The sequence below is a fragment of the Algoriphagus sp. oki45 genome, assembly GCF_036245605.1.
In the GTDB taxonomy this organism is placed as follows: domain Bacteria; phylum Bacteroidota; class Bacteroidia; order Cytophagales; family Cyclobacteriaceae; genus Algoriphagus.
Genome location: NZ_BTPC01000005.1, coordinates 186,412 through 207,569, shown reverse-complemented (window position 1 = coordinate 207,569; position 21,158 = coordinate 186,412). Strand labels below are relative to the sequence as shown.

Annotated in this window: 18 protein-coding genes and 1 riboswitch; of the genes, 11 read left to right on the top strand and 7 right to left on the bottom strand. The window is 45.1% G+C overall.

Annotated elements, in window-relative coordinates; all coding sequences use genetic code 11:
* The first annotated feature begins 68 nt into the window (after nucleotides 1–68).
* From AAA942_RS18630 to AAA942_RS18620, 4 genes are all read left to right on the top strand, one after another.
* Nucleotides 69–1,508, top strand: coding sequence for a S1C family serine protease (locus AAA942_RS18630; protein WP_338221813.1), 1,440 nt, complete (start codon nucleotides 69–71; stop codon nucleotides 1,506–1,508).
* Between the two features lie 35 nt (nucleotides 1,509–1,543).
* On the top strand, nucleotides 1,544–1,747 hold the full coding sequence (locus tag AAA942_RS20375; protein WP_445083356.1) for a nucleotidyltransferase domain-containing protein: 204 nt from the start codon (nucleotides 1,544–1,546) through the stop codon (nucleotides 1,745–1,747).
* A 100-nt stretch (nucleotides 1,748–1,847) separates the two neighbouring features.
* On the top strand, nucleotides 1,848–2,075 hold the full coding sequence (locus AAA942_RS18625) for a HepT-like ribonuclease domain-containing protein (protein WP_338221812.1): 228 nt from the start codon (nucleotides 1,848–1,850) through the stop codon (nucleotides 2,073–2,075).
* 117 nt (nucleotides 2,076–2,192) lie between these two features.
* Complete coding sequence (locus AAA942_RS18620) at nucleotides 2,193–2,609, top strand: nucleotidyltransferase substrate binding protein (RefSeq protein ID WP_338221811.1); 417 nt, start codon at nucleotides 2,193–2,195, stop codon at nucleotides 2,607–2,609.
* Between the two features lie 244 nt (nucleotides 2,610–2,853).
* On the opposite strand, the gene AAA942_RS18615 is transcribed toward AAA942_RS18620, so the two are convergent.
* Entirely contained in the window at nucleotides 2,854–3,906 is a 1,053-nt protein-coding gene (locus AAA942_RS18615; RefSeq protein WP_338221810.1) for a YncE family protein, read from the bottom strand.
* Entirely contained in the window at nucleotides 3,903–5,876 is a 1,974-nt protein-coding gene (locus AAA942_RS18610) for a TonB-dependent receptor plug domain-containing protein (RefSeq protein ID WP_338221809.1), read from the bottom strand. The genes AAA942_RS18615 and AAA942_RS18610 overlap by 4 nt, the downstream gene beginning before the upstream one ends.
* Nucleotides 5,876–6,116: riboswitch (cobalamin riboswitch) on the bottom strand. Its footprint overlaps the gene before it by 1 nt.
* Before the next feature lie 232 nt (nucleotides 6,117–6,348).
* Between AAA942_RS18610 and AAA942_RS18605 the strand changes: the two genes are divergently transcribed.
* Entirely contained in the window at nucleotides 6,349–7,383 is a 1,035-nt protein-coding gene (locus AAA942_RS18605; protein ID WP_338221808.1) for an ABC transporter substrate-binding protein, read from the top strand.
* Between the two features lie 180 nt (nucleotides 7,384–7,563).
* Here the strand turns inward: AAA942_RS18605 and AAA942_RS18600 are convergent, their stop codons facing one another.
* Nucleotides 7,564–7,938: a hypothetical protein gene (locus AAA942_RS18600; protein ID WP_338221807.1), complete on the bottom strand. Its 375-nt coding sequence runs from the start codon at nucleotides 7,936–7,938 to the stop codon at nucleotides 7,564–7,566.
* A 215-nt stretch (nucleotides 7,939–8,153) separates the two neighbouring features.
* On the opposite strand from AAA942_RS18600, the gene AAA942_RS18595 reads away from it, so the two are divergent.
* From AAA942_RS18595 to AAA942_RS18575, 5 genes are all read left to right on the top strand, one after another.
* A complete protein-coding gene (locus AAA942_RS18595; protein WP_338221806.1) occupies nucleotides 8,154–9,173 on the top strand; it encodes an iron ABC transporter permease in 1,020 nt (339 codons plus the stop codon).
* Between the two features lie 3 nt (nucleotides 9,174–9,176).
* Nucleotides 9,177–10,160 (top strand): ABC transporter ATP-binding protein, encoded by a 984-nt coding sequence (locus AAA942_RS18590; RefSeq protein WP_338221805.1) that lies wholly within the window; start codon nucleotides 9,177–9,179, stop codon nucleotides 10,158–10,160.
* A 15-nt stretch (nucleotides 10,161–10,175) separates the two neighbouring features.
* Nucleotides 10,176–10,820: a tetratricopeptide repeat protein gene (locus AAA942_RS18585; RefSeq protein ID WP_338221804.1), complete on the top strand. Its 645-nt coding sequence runs from the start codon at nucleotides 10,176–10,178 to the stop codon at nucleotides 10,818–10,820.
* A gap of 210 nt (nucleotides 10,821–11,030) precedes the next feature.
* Entirely contained in the window at nucleotides 11,031–11,969 is a 939-nt protein-coding gene (locus tag AAA942_RS18580; protein WP_338221803.1) for an alpha/beta hydrolase, read from the top strand.
* Between the two features lie 119 nt (nucleotides 11,970–12,088).
* On the top strand, nucleotides 12,089–14,134 hold the full coding sequence (locus AAA942_RS18575; protein WP_338221802.1) for a family 20 glycosylhydrolase: 2,046 nt from the start codon (nucleotides 12,089–12,091) through the stop codon (nucleotides 14,132–14,134).
* Here the strand turns inward: AAA942_RS18575 and AAA942_RS18570 are convergent, their stop codons facing one another.
* The 4 genes from AAA942_RS18570 to AAA942_RS18555 all read right to left on the bottom strand — a co-directional run bounded on the left by AAA942_RS18570 (nucleotide 14,135) and on the right by AAA942_RS18555 (nucleotide 20,431).
* The gene (locus AAA942_RS18570; RefSeq protein ID WP_338221801.1) at nucleotides 14,135–14,608 is read right to left on the bottom strand and encodes an acyl-CoA thioesterase; all 474 of its coding nucleotides are present in this window, start codon (nucleotides 14,606–14,608) and stop codon (nucleotides 14,135–14,137) included.
* 126 nt (nucleotides 14,609–14,734) lie between these two features.
* Nucleotides 14,735–17,497 (bottom strand): TonB-dependent receptor, encoded by a 2,763-nt coding sequence (locus tag AAA942_RS18565; protein WP_338221800.1) that lies wholly within the window; start codon nucleotides 17,495–17,497, stop codon nucleotides 14,735–14,737.
* Nucleotides 17,498–17,515: 18 nt separating this feature from the next.
* Nucleotides 17,516–18,607, bottom strand: coding sequence for a phytase (locus tag AAA942_RS18560; RefSeq protein WP_338221799.1), 1,092 nt, complete (start codon nucleotides 18,605–18,607; stop codon nucleotides 17,516–17,518).
* 192 nt (nucleotides 18,608–18,799) lie between these two features.
* On the bottom strand, nucleotides 18,800–20,431 hold the full coding sequence (locus AAA942_RS18555; RefSeq protein ID WP_338221798.1) for a tetratricopeptide repeat protein: 1,632 nt from the start codon (nucleotides 20,429–20,431) through the stop codon (nucleotides 18,800–18,802).
* Nucleotides 20,432–20,770: 339 nt separating this feature from the next.
* Here AAA942_RS18555 and AAA942_RS18550 point away from each other — a divergent pair, with 339 nt between their 5' ends.
* Nucleotides 20,771–21,157 (top strand): heme-binding domain-containing protein, encoded by a 387-nt coding sequence (locus tag AAA942_RS18550; RefSeq protein ID WP_338221797.1) that lies wholly within the window; start codon nucleotides 20,771–20,773, stop codon nucleotides 21,155–21,157.
* Nucleotide 21,158 lies beyond the last annotated feature (1 nt).

Below are 21,158 nucleotides of genomic sequence, written 5' to 3'. Positions count from 1 at the left end.
GGTCTTAAAAAATGTGAATGGAGAGTCCATCACCCAACCAAAATTCTGTGAATAAGTAAATGAATACCATGAACAACGCATTGAAATCATTTGCCATTCCTTTTGTCTCAGGCATCGCCGGGGCGGCACTTTGGATCGCAATTCAGACTCCGGAAAAGCAGGATTTAAGCCCCTCTTTTTCTCAATTTTATGAAATACCCACCCAAACGGCAAGTCAAACGGTCTCGTCCTCACTTGGGACTGACCCACCGATTTCCTTTATTGAAGCTTCACAAAACAGTACTGAATCAGTTGTTTTTATCAAAAACTTCAGCGGTACAGACTATCGTAGATACAGCATGTTTGATTATTTCTTCGGAACAGGCCCTACGCAGCAGGTCAGTACTGGTTCGGGAGTAATTATTTCAAAAGACGGCTACATCATCACCAACAATCACGTGATCGACCGGGCAGAAACCATCGAGGTGGTTCACCAAAAACGCACCTACAAAGCCAAACTGGTCGGAACTGATAAAAACACAGATATCGCGGTACTGAAAATCGAAGCCGAAAACCTTCCTGAAATCAAGCGGGGCTCCAGTCGCAATCTTCAAATCGGAGAATGGGTACTGGCAGTGGGGAACCCTTTCAACCTAACTTCGACCGTGACCGCAGGAATTGTATCAGCGAAAGAGCGTCAAATCAATATTCTTGGAGGTGACTTTCCTCTGGAAAGTTTCATCCAAACCGACGCCCCAATCAACCCAGGAAACTCCGGGGGTGCACTCGTGAATGTCAACGGAGAATTGGTCGGAATAAATACTGCGATACTTTCCCGCACCGGGTCTTACACCGGCTATGGTTTTGCTGTGCCGGTAGATGTGGCCATCAAAGTGGCCAATGACATGATCAAGTATGGTGAAGTACAAAAAGCCATTCCGGGTGTAGATGTGGTAGAAATCACTCCTGAACTCGCCGAGGAGATGAAGTTGAAAAGCCTGGACGGAGTGATCGTCACACATACCCTCAGAAACGGGGCAGCGGAAGTGGCCGGATTGCAAAAAAATGATGTCATCACCCGAATCGGGGACTGGAAAATTATGGGGAAAGGAAGTTTTGAAGAGGCACTATCCTATTATTATCCCGGAGATCAGCTCAACTTGGAATATACCCGGGATGGGGTGTCCAAAAACGCCTCTTTGACCCTTCAAAACCTGGAAGGAGGCACAGGCGTCATCAAGCGGGAATATTACTCTTCTGCACTGATAGGGGCAAGATTGGAGGCTGTGAATACCATCGAAAAAGACCGTCTCAAAATCCCTTATGGCGTCAAAATCAGTTCCTTGACCCGTGGCTATCTTCGGGATTTGGGATTCCGGGATGGATTTGTAATCACCCATGTCAATGAAATGCCTGCTAAAGACCCCAAGACCTTGGGAGAATATTTGGAAAAATTCAGCGGAAGACTCAAACTGGAAGGCGTAGCCCCAAATGGACAGCCTTTCATGCAAAGTTATAATGTGAGGTAATGAGGACTTTAAACCAATAAAGAGTATCTTCAACTATGGAATCGATCGCTTTAAATCTCGACGAGCTGGCAATACTCAAGAAAATATTATCCGAAAACGGAGTTTCGAAAGCATTTCTTTTTGGATCTGTAGTCACGAAAAACTTTGATCCCGACAAAAGCGATTTGGATATCTTAGTTGACTTGGAAGAAAAAGACCCTTTAAAACGAGGGGAAAAATTACTCTCTATTTGGGATTAAATTGAATTCGCCTTAGGTCGAAGGGTGGATTTGGTCACTCTTCAGTCAATAAAAAATCCAATCCTAAAAAAAGTGATTCATAATTCCAAAGTCCTTTGCTATGACCGAGAAGGAGAAAAAATGGATGCTTGACTTAATCAATGCTATTGGAAACATTAAAAATTTCATGGGAAAAAGCTCATTTGAGGATTATTTGAAGGATTTCAAAACCCAATCGGCAGTAGAAAGGCAACTAGGAATAATTGGAGAAGTCCTTTCAAAACTTAGAAATTCTGAATCGAAACTGATACTCAGTGAAAGCGAAAAAATAATCGGACTTAAAAACTGAATAATCCATGCGTATGATGGGATAGTTCAGTCAATTATCTGAAAGATCATTAAAAGCCATCTAACTTCTCTTAAAATGGAGGTTCAAAAATTTATCTAGTTAACACTTTGCAACCTGATGAAAACCCTACCCCAATCCTGCGAACAATGCCTCGAGCAGTTTTCCATTGCCCTGGAGGATTTGAAAATACATGTCGACCGAGCCAAAAAAATCGAATTGAATGAATCCCAATCCAGGGAATTGATCATTGAGTTTGAAGTAGCTCATGAGTTGGCCTTGAAGGTGATCTCAAAATTTTTCCAGAAAATGGGAAAAGGTCCGTTTTCCGGATCGAGAGATGCCACAGCTGAGGCTTTTCACGCCGAACTTATCGACGATGGCAAAGCTTGGCTGGACCTGGTCATCGACCGGATCAAATACAATCCTGTCTACGCCCTTGATAGTCAAAAGGACTTCTTGGAAAGAATCAAAAACAAGTACATCCACCTCTTCGAAAAGTTTGAAGAAACCATGGGCAAAAAGCTGGAAGAATAAAAAAAAGAGCTGCTTCAAATGAGGCAGCTCTTTTTGGTTGAAATTTTCCTCAGGTTTTTACCCTAAAAATTCAATTATTTCAAATCTTCTTTCTGGCGGATTGTAGCAGAAAAGCTTTCAGGTCAGGACAATAGTAATTTCATACCTATTCTGATTATTGCGACTGATTACGGAGACTCCCTACTCCCAGACCTCCAATCTCCCAAACTTCCTAACCTCCAATCTTCCATTCTTCCCAACTCCATTACCTCACTAAAATCCCCGACGGTCCTCTTCCCACTTCCATGGTTTTTACGACTGAACCGTCCTTTGAATAAATGGTCATCTCACCATTTCCTTGGAAGCCTTTGGAATTGGCTACATAGATTTCTTCCCGATCTTGATCATACCCGATTCCATAAAATCCTGTTCCCGTTTTCCAGCTTGGAATCAAAGTCGTATCAAAAATCGAAGTAACGGCAATTCCATCTTTGTAATCCGGCCATCCCGTGCTGGTTAAAATGTATATCCGGTCATCCTCTCCCAATGCAATCCGACTGGTTGCATTGGCAATATCCAGCTGGAGAAAGTTCTTCTTGGTCAGATTATCCAGGTGAAAAGACTGGAAATACACATTTTCAGCATCGTATGCATACACCCACAAATCGCCTCGCTGTTCAAAAAACTGAACTGGGGTTCCAGATACTTCAATCGTTTTGGTTATCGTTTCGGTATCCGCATCGATGATTTCGATTTTGCTTTCCTCCGAACTTGCCACAAACACATACTTTCCAAAAGCAAACAAATCCTCAGGCTTGTTAGAAACCTCGATTTTCTTTTTCACCGGACCTCCATCCAAACCGGAAACCACCGCCACATAGGAATCAGGAGTATTGAAACTGGCGTCATAAGGTCCATAATCTGAGATAAACAGCTTGCCCCGGGCTGTAGCCAAAGATCTTGGCTGATCCAAATCTCCAATCACAGATCCGGAGGATTTGAAATCTCCAGGATTGACGATCTCCACCTTTCCGGTATTGGCCACCAAATACAGGCGATCTTCTTCCAAGACCATATCCTCCAGCAAACCCGCATAAGGCCGGTTATTTTCTGCTTCAAAAATGTTTGGAGTCAGGGTCCCTGATGAAGGATCAAAGTGAAACACCTCCCCGTCATTGGCTCCAAAAGTACCTTCATTCATGAGGAGAATTCCAGTATCATACTTCCCAAGAGGACGCTCCTCGGTACCATTCTCACAAGAAAAAAGAAAGGCAATCAGGACCAAGGCCCATAGTTGGTTTTTAAATAAATACTTCATAGTAAAAGAGTTAGGTTAAGTTGATATGATCGACCGGGCATGGCCTGGAGGTAAAGCACTTGATAGTCCCGATCCAGCAGGTTGAGCACCTGAAAGCTGATCGGGATTTGGAATTTTTTAAAGTTGAGCTGGGAAAAAGAAAGCCCCGCATTCCAGAGTTGGTAGCCATCCAAGACTCGGGCATTGCCGGTGCCGATGGAGCGAGGCCCCACATAAAAAGTGGAAAGATTGAAGGAAAACCCGCTTCGCTGCGCCTCTAAGCTCCCGTTGGCCTGATGCTCGGGTGTGTAGGGAAGTTGCTGGGGATTTTGAGCATCGGAGGTGAGATCCAGGGCTTTAGAAAAGGCATAACTTCCTCGGGCTTCCCAGTTCCATCGACCGGATTTCCAGGCTAATTTCCCTTGATACTCCAAGCCCTGATTTTGTACTTCCCGAATATTCCGCGGACTCCAAATGTTCCCTTGAGGCAGCCAGATAATCCAATTATCCACCTGCATTCGATAGTAAGTCAGACTTTGCTCCCATGAAAAACCCCCTTTTTTGATCCAGTTTAAGCCCATTTCTCCATTCAAACTTTTCTCGGGTAGCAGGTCGGGGTTTCCTCCCGGATTCCAAAAGCGGTCATTCAGCGTGGGTACTTTAAACCCTTTTCCCACAGAGGCTTTGAGCAAAAACTGATGGTTTGCTTTTTCCAAAATCAAAAAATCCATCCCCAATCCCGGAAGAAAAGGTTCAATCTGATCCTGGTAGGCCAACTGACGGAAATTCGCAGAAAGTGAAAGTCGATCACTTGCCTCCCACTTGGCACTTTGATACAACTCGAGTCGCTGGTCGGTGGCCGAATAGGTACTCAGATCACCTTTGGCAAAAGTCCCTCTTAGGCCGAGTTTAAAAGTCCAGTTTTCAATTTTTTGGATATCCCAGTCGGTAGCCAATAGGAATTGACGGGTGCGATTTTCGCTTCCGTTAAAGGTAAGTTGGTCGGCCACCCAACCTGCTTTGACATTCCAAATCGACCCTTCCCCAAAACGGAAATAGTCCAGTACAGCACGCCAACTTTGATCTTGTTGGGTGTCCTGAGTGGCCGAACCCATCACCGGCTGAATCTGTCGATCAGCGCGATTCCACCAAAAGGAGGCTTTCAGCTGACTTTTTTCTGAAAGATTCCAAGCCAAATCCTGCACCCATCCGACTTGCTCGGTTTGGGCATTTTCAGCTCGGATTTCCGGAGTTCCGGGCCTGGAAAGGTCTCGGAAAGGAAAATCATTGACTGCAAACTGTCGATAAACCTTGGTTTGAGAGCTAAAGTTTTTTCCAGAAAACCCAGTAGAAATCATAGAATTGCTCAGTCCAAAACTTCCAAATGTCTGACTCAATCGCCCTTTGAAGCCTTGACCAAATCGAGCCTTGGTGCCTAAATGCACACTGCCACCGATGGCCTCATTGCCAAAAAGTGCCCCCGAACTCCCAAAATGGACCTCTGCCTGATCGATGGCCTGGATAGGCAAAAGGCTAAGGTCACTTTGACCTAGAGATATGCTATTGATGGGGAGGCCATTCCAAAAAACGGCCGTATGCCCTGCCGAAGTCCCGCGGAAGGAAGGAGAAGCCAGCATCCCAGCCCCATATTGACGGACAAAAACAGGTGACTTTTCCTGAAGCAAATCGCCCAAGGAGCGGGCAGAATAAGCCTCCAACTCCTTTTTTTCGAAGGAAATCACTTTTTGCCCTTGAGCAAACCGGTCCAAGGCAGGCGCATACACCGCCACCTCAGCCAAAGCCACCGTGTCCTGTGAGGCAGACATGCCAAACAGCGAAAACACCAAAAACACCAAGGTCATATCCGATCGAATAGGTTTAGTCCAATCGATTCGGCCTTGAGAGAAATTAAGAAAGAAATGAAAGGTTTCACCACCGACTAAGTCGGCTGAGAAATCGACACGTCTTCTTCGCTTTTCCTCCGAAAGCACAGAATCAGCTGATCAAGGCAGGTCTCCTGGCTCATCTGACTTTTGCCGGCCTTCTCTCCCGTCCCGATAGCTTTCGGGAGCGGAAAATGGCTAAGTGGTGCAAAAGTACTTCCCCATGTTTCCAAGGGGCAGACTTACAGTTGCGGGGACAGCTCCGGTTTTGCACCGGATTCCCTTTTAATCCCAAGCTCCAACCCAAAATCAAGAGTTGGTTTGAGAACCAAAATCAATTCAAAGTAAAGCGATTTTTATTCGGAAGAAAACCTTCCCGATGTTAAATATTTTGGAAAGCAGGGAAAATGGCGTTTACCTTGGTGAAAAATTTCGCCCATCGAAGGAGATGAAAAGCCCCCTTTCAAAATTTACTTCATCTTATTTTCCAGCGCCTTACCTCCTTTTTTTGGGTTTGGTGTTTTTTGTTTTTTCCTGCGAAAAGAAATCGGAAACTGCTCTGGAAAAAAATTTAGTTCCCTTGGAGTTTGCCAAAGGGTTTGAACTGTTTCGAGGGGAAAATTTCTGGGAAATCCATGTCACCCAAGCCTACATCGGTGCGGAAAAAACCTACCGGTATTTGGTTTTGGAAGAAGGCACCGAAGTCGAAAAAAGCGGTTTTGATGCCGTCGTTCAACTGCCGATTTCCAAGGTGATTTTGACCTCGACCACGCAGGTTCCTCACCTCGATATGTTGGGTGATACGGATAAATTGATTGGCTTTCCACAGACCGATTTGATCTCATCTGTTGCTGCCCGTGCCCGAATAGATGCAGGAAAAATTACCGATTTAGGCAATGGACCTTCGGCCAATCCAGAGATGGTCATCGACCTGCAACCGGACTGGATTATGATTTCGACATTAGGCGAAGATTTGCGCTACTTGGATCTCTTTGCCCAAGCGAATATACCAGCCCTGATCAATGGAGAATATGTGGAGCAAAATCCATTGGGAAGAGCCGAATGGATCAAGTTTACTGGGATTTTGCTAGGAAAATATGAAGAAGCTGTTGCGGAATTTGAGAAAATAAAAACCGCCTATCAGGAAGCTGAAAAATTAGCCGCTCAAATCACTGCTGACAATCAACCCAAAGTCCTTAGCGGGGTGATGTATCAGGACATTTGGTACGCACCGGGCGCCGAAAGTTGGGGTGCGCAAATCCTCCAAAATGCAGGCGGAGACTATGTATTCTCTGACCAAACGGGTTCTGGGAGCTTGCAACTCAACTATGAATTCGTACTTGATCGGGCAGCGGAAGCCGAAGTGTGGATTGGTTCGGCAGACTTTCCTGATGTGAAAACCATGGGAAGCAGCGAACCTCGATATCAAAACTTTCAGGCTTGGAAAAGTGGTCAGGTCTATACTTACACCGCCAAAATAGGGGCGTCGGGAGGCTTGGAATACTTCGAACTCGGCTATGTCCGTCCAGATCTGATTCTCAAAGACCTGATCAAAATCCTCCATCCGGAACTTTTGCCGGAGTATGAGTTATATTTTTATCAGAAGTTGGAGTAAGAGCATAGAAAAATGTAAAAATCATGTGATTCAGAAATTAAGACTTCGGGGTTCTTTTGAGTCTTTTTTTTCTAAAGTGCTCTAAAATCTCCTCATTAGTAAGTTTGACCAATTCCTTAGAAATTCTTTCGCGCTCCTGACGCATGAATTTCACTGCATTGAATGATTTATCAGCTGTTTTCATATTTTCCAAACTCTTGGCGACCTTATTTCTAACTGTTTGTATCCCAATTTAACATTTACTGAATTATAACCTCTAATTCTTTGAATATTAACAATATGCTTAAAGTTCCAACTAACCAAGAAATCAGCGTGGTTTACTGTAGCGATTGCAATATGAAGACAATCCGCAAAACTTGTTTTTCCAACGACATTCTCTGAAATATAGGTTCTCGCCAGGTCGATCATTTCCTCAGTCAGGACTAAAAATTCTGAATTAATCGAATTAAAGATGGATTGCAGATTTCTCACTTTTTCAGGAGCATTTTCAAGTTCTTCTATTATGATTTCAGAGTATAATCCTACAAACTCATGGTTTTTTATTCTATCAAACAAAGGAATGGTATGCGAGGAAAACTCAACATCGAAATAGCCTCATAAACTGATGTATCTAAATAAAGTCTTTGTTTCACATCATAATTTACGATTTTTAGATCGACATCTTAATCCTTTTGAGGTTCTAGATTTCAAAAGGATTGACTCTATTATATTCGCAGAGGTTCGTGTCTGTCCATCAGCAAAGTCTTCACAAACCTCTCAAAACCAAACAAATGTCCCATCGCTCCTATCTCTTCCCGATTTCCATTCTTCTCCTCGGACTGAGCTTGCTGCTCAATCTGAGCTTGGGATCGGTTTGGATTCCCTTCGGAGAGATTCTGAGTGGATTGATTTCGGGTGATTGGGCAAAAACGTCATGGGAGCAAATTATCCTCAACTACCGCCTTCCCAAGGCTCTGGTGGCCATTTTTGCCGGAATCGGGCTGAGCTTGAGCGGCTTGCAGATGCAAACCTTTTTCAGAAATCCACTTGCCGGACCCTTTGTTTTGGGGATAAGTTCCGGGGCTGGATTGGGGGTGGCAATATTGATGTTGGCCGGATCAGCATTGGGATTTGCCTTGAGTGGAATCAACTCCTGGGCCATTGCGACTGCAGGGATTTTGGGGGCTGGATTGGTGCTTTCAGGAGTGAGCTTGGTGGCTTGGCGAGTAAAGGACAGCATGACTTTGCTTATCGTCGGACTGATGTTTGGAAGTGCGGTTTCGGCGGTGGTTTCGATCTTGTCTTTTTTCTCAGGAGCTGAAGCTCTGAAGCTTTACACGGTTTGGTCGATGGGAAGCTTGGGTGCTTTAGGATGGACACAGGTTTCGATTTTGGGGATCCTGATTGCCATAGGGAGTTTGCCGGTTTTTCTTTCCATCAAGTCCTATAATGCTTTGCTTTTGGGAGAAAACTACGCCCGAAGCATGGGTATCCGAACCGGACAAATGCGCTGGGTGATGATCCTAAGCACGGGGATTTTGGCAGGGGGAATCACCGCATTTTGCGGACCGATCGCCTTTTTGGGTATTGCGGTGCCTCATTTGGCAAGGATGGTTTGGAAGAGTTCGGATCATCGAATTTTGTTTCCGGGTTCGGCTTTGATGGGAGCGATTTTGCTATTGCTTTGTGATGCGGTGGGGCAATTACCAGGTTTGGCCAGCACTTTACCCATCAATGCGGTCACCTCTCTAGTTGGTGCTCCCTTGGTGATTTCTCTGATTTTGAAAAGAAACTTCAGCAAAGACTTTTGAGCCATGTCTCCAAGACCTCATGTACCAATCCTGAAAGGAAAAGACCTACAACTCGGGTATCTCAAAAACGGCAAGCGCCGAGAAGTATTATCTCGACTTGATTTTGAGCTTTTTGTTGGAGAAATGACCTGCCTCCTCGGTCCAAATGGAGTAGGCAAATCCACCTTGATCAAGGCAATTTTGGGACAAATCCAACCCTGGGAAGGCTCCCTGATGCTGGAAGGTAAGCCGATTTCAAGTTTCAGCCCGGAAAACCTAGCCCGAAAGATGGCTGTGGTCTTGACAGAACCCATTTTCCCGGGAAATATGACGGTCAGAGAACTGGTGGCTTTGGGTAGAATTCCATATACCGGCTGGATGGGGAAACTAACCGATGAAGATAAGAATGTAGTGGAAAAAGCCATCGAGCTTACCAAAATCGCCTACCTGAAAGATGAAAGACTCAGCGAAATCAGCGATGGCCAACGCCAAAAGGCAATGATCGCTAGAGCAATCGCGCAAGATGCAGACCTGATTATCTTGGATGAGCCCACAGCCCATCTTGATCTGGTCAACCGATTTGAAATCATGACCTTACTGAGGGATATAGCCATTGAGCAAAAAAAGGCCGTTTTGGTCGTGACGCATGATCTGGAAATCGCCATTGAGACTGCAGATCGGTTTTGGCTCTTGACCTGCGGAAATCCCCTTCAAAGTGGCAGCCCTGAAGATCTGATTCTTTCCGGAGAAATCAATCAACTTTTACCTTCCAAAAGAATTCAGTTCAGCCCAAAAAGAGGAAGGATGGAAATACGGGAATCCTTCGAGGATATTTTCATTTCAGGCCCGGAAGATTGGGTATATTGGGTAAGGAAAGGATTAAGCAAGGCAGGGATTCAAGCTGTACAGGATAAAATTCTAGTCCAAGTTGATCCCTTCCGTATTACCTTAGGAGACAAAACCTTTCAAAAGGTGGAAGAACTGATCAGTGACTTGAAATCAACGTAAGAACAAACTTTTTTCATGGACCAAAACGAACTTTTCAAAAACTATCTGGAGGGAAAGCTAAGTCAAGAAGACAAAATCATTCTTGAAAAGCTTCTTGCAGAAAATCCAAGCCATAAAGCTGAATGGGAAAAATTCAAAAAAAAGCAACTCCCCACAAAACGAGGTCGGTTCAAATCATGGGCAATTTCTTTTTTGATTGCTTTGGGAATTGTGGCTTTGGGAATTTCTCTGATTTATAGCCTGGCCACTCCTCCGGGCCCAAAACTATTTTCGGCCTACTATGAGCCTTTTGATCTTTCGACCTTGAAAATCTCTGAAGAGCATAAAGAGTTTGAAAAGGGAATGGACGCCTTCCGCAAAGAAAACTACGAAGAGGCTCTTCAAATCTTCGAAAAATTGGAAGAAAAAAGTACAGAGGCTGAGGTTATGTTTTCCATAGGACTTTGTCAGCTGGCTTTGGATCGTCCGGAGAAGGCTATTCCTATCCTAGACAGAATACCTGAGGAATCCCAGCTATTCAAGTCATCGGCTTGGTATATGGCTTTGGGATACCTGAAACTAAACAAACTCCAGGAAGCAAAAACCCATTTGAGCATTGCCTCAGAAGACAACTCTGAGATTTCGGATCAGGCCAAAGTGATTTTAGCGAAAATCAAATGATTTTGGGTTGATGGTGATTGAGGGAGAATTTCTTCAATTCAAACCAAAAACTAATTCACCCTAACCATTTTTTGCTTTCTCCAAAAAGCATTTTCTCCTTTTGCATTTTGGAAAAACCCTTCATTTCAAATCCCCAAAATCAAAAAACACCCTGACTTTTCCCCACAAAACCAATATCTTACTCCATTCAAACCCAAAAAACCTAAACCTATGCACAAACTGATCAAATCAGGCTTTATCGCCTTTACGCTGGTAGTTTCCAGTCAAGTTTTCGCCCAAGACGGCACCATCTACCCACTCGAAAATCCCGCAGAACCCAATGCCATCCTTCTCGGCACAGGCGGAGTAGAAAACCAACCTGCTCCCGAAACCTGGTTCCGCCAATGGGGCGATCCCATGGCTCGGAATATCTCCACGGCGACTTTGACTCCTTTCCTCCCCGAACCCGGAAAAGCAAACGGTACTGCAGTGATCGTGGCACCGGGAGGCGGATTCAGCTGGCTATCCATGGGAAATGAAGGCTGGGAAGTTGCCGAAGCGCTCGCCAAACAAGGAATTGCAGCCTTTGTATTGAAATACCGACTCAACCCTACCCCTCCATCTCTCGAGGACTTCTCAGCTTGGATGAATCGGCCTAGACCTACCCCCCCTGCACCACCCGCTTCCGGAGGATCAGGATCAGCCACTCCTGCACCCCGACCTCCACAGCGCGACCTCTCCAATCAATTGGAAGATGCCGAAGCCGCCTACGCCATGATCATAAATCGGGCTCAGGAATGGGGAGTGGACATCAACCGAATTGGGATGATTGGATTTTCGGCTGGAGCTGGATTGACTATGCATGCCACCTTGAATTCCAAAACGATGAAACTGGCCTTTATCGGCCCGATCTATGGAGGAATGGGTCCGGTAGAAGTGCCTGCCGATGCACCACCAATGTTCAACGTGATTGCCACGGATGATTTCCTCTACAATGGCCAAGCTGGGATCATCGAATCTTGGTACAAAGCAGGCAGGCCGGTTGAGTTTCATCTATACCAAAACGGAGGTCACGGCTTCGGACTCGGCAACCCCAACCGCACCAGCAACCGCTGGTTTGATGCCTTTATGCATTGGTTGGATGTGAATCAATTTTTGGTCAAGAAATAGCCCAAATCTGGCTTTTTCAATTGAAATGAGTCTGGACTGAGCAAACCATTTTCAATTCCAAAAAAAGAAAACACCAACTTGATTTGCATTCCTCATTTGGTAAAGGAAATCTCAAAACCATGAAAAAACTGTCCATCTATTTTCTGATCGGTTTACTTGGAATGACCCTGAATGCCTGTAGCTCTCCGGAAAAAAAACCAGCTCAATTTGAACTCCTTCCAAGTCCAAAGGAAATCACCATCTCAGGACAGTCTTCCTTGGACTTGGTAGAAGTCAAAGCATCTTTTGATCAGGCAAAAACAGCAATGATTGAGCAGGATGATTTGGAAGGGATAGAAATGATTTCGTTCAAATACACCTTGGATTCCGGCCTGAAGGAAGAAGGGTATCTGCTTGAAATCACAGCTAAGGAAATCTTGATTGAGGCACCCAGTGATGCAGGACTTTGGTATGGCCTTATGACTCTAGGACAACTAATCGAGGATGCCCGAGATCAGAATGCGGATTTGCCTTTGGTGAAAATCAAAGACGAACCCGCTTTGGATTACCGTGCCGTTCATCTGGATGTAAAGCACCATTTGGAGAAAAAGGAATACTATTTCGAATTGATGGATCGATTGGCCGCGCAAAAAATCAATGCAGTCATCGTGGAGATCGAGGACAAACTCAAATATGAACTGCAACCCAAAGTGGGTTCTTCGGATGCCCTTACGATAGCGGAGTGGAAAGAATTGAGTGATTATGCCTTAGCCAGACATATCCGCATCAGCCCTTTGGTTCAGGGCTTGGGTCATGCATCCTTTATCCTAAAGCATCCGGAATACATCCCGCTTCGTGATGATCCGGAGAGTGATTGGGCTTTCAATCCGCTGAATGAAGATACTTACCGGGTCCAGTTTGACCTGTACGAAGACGCTTTGAAAGCTTTTCCTCATGCCAATTACCTGCATGTGGGCGGAGATGAGGTGCATACCACGGGGAGAAATTCAGGAAAATCCCCGCTGGAACTCCAACTCATCTGGCTAAACCGGGTAAGCGAATACGCTTCGAATAAAGGATTAACTCCTATTTTCTGGGACGATATGCCTTTGAAAAACGCGGAAGTCTACCGCTCCATTTATGACCGAAAGTTGACCCAAGCCCAAGTGGATAGTATCTGGTCAGCCAATGAATCCAAGCTAAACAGGTACATTGAATTATTTCCGAAAAACTGCATCTACATGCGCTGGAACTACGATATGCCGGAGTCTCCAGGAAATAATCGGGCAATTCAATGGTTTACCGACAATGGACTAAAAGTAATGGGTGCCACAGCCGGACAAACCCGCTGGAACCTGATGCCCCAAGATCAAAGTAACACGAATAACATCCGTGATTTTGCGCTGATTTCCATCCGAAACAAAGCAGATGGCCTTCTCCTTACCCTTTGGGATGATGATTCACCTCATTTCGAATTGTACCAAAGAGGAATTGCCATCTTTGCAGAATACACTTGGGCGGGTGAAAAACGAAGTTCGGACCAATTACACCAAGCCTATCGTCAGCGGGCTTTCGGACCCGCATTGGCCTCGGCTGAGCACGAATTCATCAATGCTTTGGAAGGACCTGTGGCCGAATGGAAAAATATGCTTCTGGATAAGGGCCGGGACAGAAATCGCCTTAGAAAACTGGAAAATCCTATCGAGGAGGCTGTGATTCCTTTTCCTGATTTGGATTCGGCCGGAAATTGGTCTGAAATCATCCAAAGCAAAATTCAATTGGCCCAAACCAATCTGGAAAAAGTAGATACCATTCTAAAGCAAATCAGTCAAGCCAAAAAGTCGGCAGTAAGAAACACCTATCAACTGGAAGTCTATGAGCAGGTAGCTCAGGTGGTTCAATTTTCCAATCGTGCTATCCTGACTTTGGCGGAATTGGATGAACCCAGTGGAGAAAAGCGGGATGTCGCCCTTTCCAAATTAAAGGAAATGGAAGCAGAGTGGGCTACCCTGCTAGCCAATGTAGAGGAAGTCTATGGCAAAACCCGCCAACTCAACAAACCGGAAGATTATACCTTAGATCAGGATCACCATGTGCATTTGGCCAATCAGGCTCTCAACTTCAGGGATTGGCAGTTTTATGTGGAGGGCTTGTTTTTGGAGAAGGTAAAACGGGAATTGAGATAATCATTCGTTAAAAAAAGGACGCATCTCTTCGTGAATTTCCTCCCGAAGTGTTTTGAGTTTGAGGGCGTATTCTTCCAATTTCTTTTCCTGATCGGTTTTTGGGACCCATGGCTTGACCTTTTTTGGATTTCCGTTTTCATCAACCGAGACAAAAATGATGATGCAGTGCGTCTTTTTTTCGAATTTCTTTTGCTCAAAACTTCTGGAATAGACCTCCACCATGATGTGAATACTGGAGCTGCCCGTGTATATGACCTGTGAATCGATCTTTATGACCTCCCCGATTCCAATGGGCTTGTAAAAACGGATTCCTCCTACGTAGACCGTGACGCAGTAACTCTCGGCCCAGTTTCTGGCACAGGTATAGGCCGCCTGATCGATCCATTTCATCACGGTGCCTCCATGGACTTTTCCCCCAAAGTTTACATCTCCGGGTTCGCTGATAAACTGAAAGGTGGTTTTGTTGGAGGCCATAGGATCAAAGAAAGGGTTTAAAAATCCAAGATAGGGAAATCCGATGAAGTCCATAAACCCCTTAATTCAAAAAAAAACTGTCCTCTCCATTCGGAAAGGACAGTTGAAAGGCCCCAAGGATTGGGGTTAATTAAATAAGTCAAATTTCAATCCGAAATTAAATCGGGCATTGTAATATTCGGCCTGCATGGTTCGGGCCTGAATACCCTGATAGTAGCGTAGAGGCTGATTGGTAAGGTTGTTGCCTTCCACAAAGAAACGCCACTTTGGAGTAAAGGCATAGGAGGCATTTACATCCAGAAAGGTCTGCTGATCATAGTATCGATCCTCGAAACCCTCTCCTCCCAGCTCGTCCAGATAGTCAGAGGCATAGTTGAGCGAGACTCTCACTACTAGTCGCTTGTTTTCATAAGAAAGGGAAGCATTAAACATATTGCCTGCTGTGCCGGGGAGCTCCAGGTCTTCTCCTTCCCGACCTTCGATTCCTTCGGTAGAGGAGGCAGTATAGGTATAGTTGAGGTAGATCCCGAAGTTTTTCAAAAACTGTCGTTGAAATGAGGCTTCCAAGCCGTAAACAGTAGCCGTACCGCCATTTTCGGGTCGGGAATACTGCAGGTCACTTCCAAAAACCGGATCATCAAACCCTTGAGTGGTGATGGTATAGACAAAACTGTCTATATCCTTGTAGAATCCTCCGAAGGAAAACAAACCCACATTGTCATAGTAGCGCTCAGCCATCAGGTCGAAATTCATCGATGTGGAAGGCTTCAGGTTGGGATTTCCACGTTCCAGTTCTTGATCTTCAATACTGAAAGCCGCATAAGGGACCAAATCGAAGTAATTGGGTCTTGCAAGGGTATTGGTCCAGGCAAATCTCAGTACGGTATTTGAGTTGGGATCATACTTGAAGTGAACACCTGGCATCAGGTTGGTGTAGCTTTGATCTCCAGAGGTAGAGGAGATTTCTTCATTGTCAATATCAAAGATATTTCCGGTGTAGTCAATGGCCGTGTGCTCTAGTCTCAACCCTGCAATAGCCGAGAACTTTTCCGAAAACTGGTGGTCAGCCATCACATATGCTCCAGAAATTCGCTCAGTAGCCACATAATTACCCGGGGCATATTCTTCCGGAAGGTCAGACTCTTCAAATAGCCCCCCATTTCTCAAATCCAGTCCGCCGAGAAATTCCGGAGTAGCAAATGTCCCTACGGCATATTGTGAACCTGCCAGGTAATTGGGATCGGAATAATTTCTATTGGGCACGGCTCCAAGGGTGGCTCCAAAAGCATCTTCATCCACGGGTTCATACTCGAAGAAATTATTGGCTCTCTCCTTATCCTTGCCCCGGTATCGAAGACCAAACTGGAGAATCCCCTTGTTGGAATATGGAAGCTTAAAATCCAGGCGGGCGTTCAAATCCTGATCAAAAGTGTAGCTATACTGCTCTGAAATCCCATTAAATCCAATAGCCAGATTGTCTGAAGGATTGGACAGAATAGCCAAAGGCTGCTCTGGATTGGATACGTCTACCGTCACATTCTGCCCTGAAGATCTGTAGGAAATGTAGCGCTCATTGGGCCGCTCCTCGGATGCTTTGGCATAGGTCACATTCCAGTCCATTTTCAGCCTGTTGAACAAGTGATCTCCACCCAATGTGGCATTGTAAACCCGTTGATCTTCCAATCGGGTAGCCTTGATTCGGTCGTTGTCCAGTCCACCTTTGGTCTGAAATTCTACCCTTCCGAACGTCTGATACCTACCCGGAGACACTTCAGTGAATTCCCCGTCGTCAAAAGAGTCGTCAAGTCTGCCCACTCTCATCCTAAATCGATTTTCCCAGTCATCCCTATGATTGTACATCCCGGAAAGAAATAGGTTGTGATTGGCGTTAATCTGATAGTCAAAGGCCAAGTTGACCGACCTTCTTACTCGCTGAACCAAGTATTTTCGGATATCAAATTCTTCCAAAACAGCACCTTCATCAGAATCATACCAAACTGCCTCCACATTGTCTGATCCGAAGGTGTGGTTATTGTAGGAGGCGGACAAGACGACACCAAGCTTATCCTTGGCAAACCGGTCACCCAAAATGAAAGCCCCGGTCCAGATGGGTTTATCTGTAAGAAGATTGACCCCGGAAGCTGCTGTACCGGATACCCGGAGTCCGTTTGGAGTCTGTCGGGTAACCAGATTGACAGATCCTCCAATCGCGTCTGCATCCATATTGGGAAGGACAGCTTTGTTTACTTCTATGGTTTGAATCATGTCCGAGGGAATCAAATCCATTTGGATATTCCGGTTGTCTCCTTCTGCTGAGGGAATTCTTTCCCCGTTTAGGGTCACTGAATTCAGCTGGGGTGCCAAGCCACGGATAATGATATTTCTGGCCTCGCCCTGATCATTTTGCATAGTAATCCCGGGAATCCGCTTCAATGCATCTCCGATATTGGCATCGGGAAATCGTCCGATTTGATCAGAAGACACGATGTTGGTAATGTTGGGATTGTTTTTCTGCTGATTCAGGGCCTTGGCCTGTCCTTTTAGCCTATCCCCAAAGACCACAAATTCCGCACTTTCCAAAGTGGCTTGGTTCATGGTGAAATTCAAAACGGCCGTCTCCCCGTCTTTGATCGTTACTTCTTGGGTGAGGGATTCGTAGCCCAAGTAGGAAACCTGAACTTGGTAGATCCCGGATTCCAGGTTTGTCAGGGCAAAATCCCCCTTTTGATTGGTGATGGTCCCTATGGAGGTCCCTTCCAGGACTATATTTGCTCCCGGAAGTGAGAGCTTATCTCCATCGATTACTTTTCCTTTGAGAACTCCCTGAGCCCATGCCGCAGCTGAGCCGAAGAGCAAGAAAACAAGCGTGAATACTAGATACTTTTTCATATAGAAATGGATTAGAAATTACTTGGATTGGGGTTGAAGGATGACCTGCTCCAGGTCCTCCCATCGGTAGATCTGGAAAGTTTTGTCGTCAGACATGGCTATAAAAAGTCCTCTGGGGAAATCTGCTCCCAAAGCCACTGAGGTGACCTCAGACCCGTCGCTGGATTGGGTGCTTACCGGTATGGCTGTGATCAAGGGGTGATTATGAGGTCCTTCAGGCGTACCTTGTCTGGGAAAAACCCGGAAAAGATTGGCCTGCTGATCCGAAATCAGGATGTAGCCTTCTATTTCTGAAGTTTTGTAAATGGAAATCCCCTCGTGATCCTCTTTGAATCCCTCTATGCCAAAGAGCGCCAGCTCTTCATTGCCCATTTCCGGCTCTGCATGATATTTTCTGATTCCTACCCCTTCATCGGAGTAGTAGATATAGCCCAACTCTGCATCTACGGCAATGGCTTCGATTTCATTTTTTCCGGAATACTGTCCAAACTGCCTGACCAGCTGAAGATCAAGTACTCCCTGGGCAGATACTACTTCGTACTGCCATAAATAAGAACCATCAGTTGGTCCGTTTTTTCTGCCGGCAATGATGTACGTTTTTCCGCTTTTGGGACTGGTATATACTGCCACTCCCATCAGGTCCCGATATTCCGGGCCGGTCTCTCCTTTAAAAATTTCAATACCCGGAGCTCGCAGTTCCCTCATCTCTGGAAGGGTGAAAAAACGCAGTCTTGAGGTGAGTCGCTCTCCGGTAACTGCAAAATCCACGGTATCCGATCCTAAGGAAAGGCGGTATCCAATGTCCACGTTGTTGGGCCGGAGGATGTCCCTTCTGACTAGCGAATCAATAATTTTCCCTCTGAGGTCATAGACGTACAAGGCCCCGATGGAATCCTTGTCTGTCCCCACAATTAAACTTTGCGAAGGATCGTTGGGATTGATCCAAATGGCAGGATCGTCCGAATCGTACAGGACGGGATCGGTGATATAAACGGGTTGGAGCGTAGTCAGAGAATCTGTTTTGGACTCTTCTTTATCCGTTTGAGGAGATTGGCAGGCTAAGGCTGCAAGGCCCAAAAGAAAATAAAGCGGGGTAATTTTTTTACGCATAATTGGCTGGTTAAAATCTCATTGCAAGATTAGCCCAAGCCCAATCACCAGACTAGTTTTCCATGTTATCAATTGAGCAACAAGGCTGAAAACCACCGTTAACAAAACTTCTACAAAAAGTAAAAAACAAAACTCAACCTATTGATTTTCAATACTTTTTACCGTGTTAAAAAGAGATTAACAAATCGTGAATCATATACAAAGCAGGAATTGCTGGAGGCTGGTTCCTTTTTCCAGATTGAGTTTTTTCCGAAGTCTGTAACGGGATATTCTGAGGCTGTCCTGAGAGATCCCAAGTGTAGACGCTATTTCTTTTGAATTGAGATTCATCCGCATCAAGCTGGCAAGCTTCAGTTCGCCAGGAGTGAGTTCTTGCCCATTCTCATTGAGTTTTTTGAAAAAATCCTGATGCACTTTTTCGAAACTTGATTTGAACTCCTCCCAGTCAGTATCCTGAGAGAAATTATAATCAATCTGCTTGATCAGGTTTCGGATTTTCTTTTTCTGGTCTTTGGGATCCTCCTCGAGGACTTTCTTCAATCGATCCTGTATGCTCATCAGCATTTGATTTTTTTCCAGGACATGGAGGGTCTGAGCAGTCACTGCCTTGGATTGGGCCTCTACTTCTGCTGCCATTCTAGCTTCCAGCAGATTGATGTTTTCTTTTTCCGTGGCTATCAGGCGCTCCTTGATTTCCAAGAGTTCGTTTTGACGGCTAAGGAGTTCTTTTCCGTTTTTAAGTTTGAGCTTTTGCCGATTGAATATGGTCCAGGTGAGAGAAATCAAGGTAAGGATAGTGAAGATCAGCAACCACCTGATTCTTGATTCTGAATGGCTCACCTCTTTGAGATGGTTGATTTGGGCAATTTTTTGATTTACCTCGTATTGAGCTTCTTTAAGGGCCAATTGGCGGGCTGTTTCTTCAGAAAACAACTGTTCGCTGACCTGGCGAGCCTCCTCCAAATACGAAAACCCCTCCTCATACCTTCCTGCCAATGCACTTACTTTGGCCAAATCTACCAAAGCACTGCGGAGTTGATAATTGTTGTTTTGCCTTTGACTCAGTTCCAAAGCCTGGGATGAAAACCAAACAGCTGAATCCAGCTTTCCCGATTTCCGGAATACATCTCCGAGATTGTTCAAGTTGCCGATTAGAGAGGTGCTGTCACCGACTAGCAGATTATATTGGTAGGATAATCGAAAGTATCGGTAGGCTGAATCATACATTTCCCGGTCCTCATAGATGCTTCCGATATTTTCCATAACAAAGGCCAATTCCCCGGGCGTTCCTCCTTTTCGGTATCCCTCAAAAGCTTGGTTTTGGTACTCCAATGCAAGCGAATAGTTCCCCATCTTCTCATGCATCGCCCCAATATAGGCTTTGGTCTCTGAGATTCCCCGATGTTCCACTAGGCTTTCGTAGATTTCCAGCGCAGCCTCGTGTCTTTGTAGGGCTTCTTCAGGACTTTTGATCTTGTAGTAGAGCTTGCCCAAGAGGTTATGGCTTGAAGCAATGCACTGCGAACACTCATTTTTCCTAAATAGGACTTCCGCTTCGTACAAAGGTCCCAATGCTTCCTCATAAAGGCCCAACTGATAGAGCAGCTTGCCTTTGACCATCAAGCCTTTCCCATACGCTATACCTGAGAGATCAGATTGCTCTCTTTCCCATGCGGTAATTTGACGGTAGGCTTCTTCGGGATTGTTGGATAGGAAGCGTTCTGCCTGACTCAGGTCCAGACTAGCTTTGGAATCTTGACCTTTTGCCCAAGACCCAAACATACAGCTGAAAATCAATAAAATCCATGTCTTTTTCCTGTTCATTCTCAAAACTCCCCAAACGCTGTGAATTCAATGTTAACTCATGGTTTTGTTTTGATGAAAAACCTATTCCATGCAAAGGGTAGAACCTAAGCGATTTTCAAAGAGAAAAGCCGATGTTTAATCTTTTCTTTTGACCAAAGCCCTCTTCTTTCGAACGAATTTCATCATGATGGGAGTCTTGAGTTGATGGATTGGTCTATAAAATTTGACGATTGGTACCCAAAAAAACATGTATTGATCTAGTGCTCTTCCGAATTATTATTTGGCAAAAATACCATCTAATCCAATTTTGTATATTTATTAGACTCAAAAACAAACAAAAAACTTCCTAAAGCACCTATGAAAAAACTATCCTTTATCCCCGCATTGGCTGTGACGGCTCTGCTCTTTCTTCAGGCAAATCCAAAACCTGAGGCTGACACCTTGATTTCTCTACACCCTGAAGCTCCAGCTCTGCCATCCGAAGTAAAGGCAATCGTACAAAATAAATGCTATGGCTGCCACAATGCCGACTCCAAAAATGAAAAAGGAAAAGCCAAGCTGGATTGGGATGCTCTAGAAGCTGCTAAAAAGTCCAAAGCCTTGGCCACGATGGGCAAAATCACAGAGACCCTCGAGGCTGGTGATATGCCCCCTGCCCGTTTTCTGGAAAACAATCCGGACAAAAAACTAACCGATGAGGAGGTAGCCACTTTGATGTCTTGGAGTCAGGGAAAAAAGAAATAAG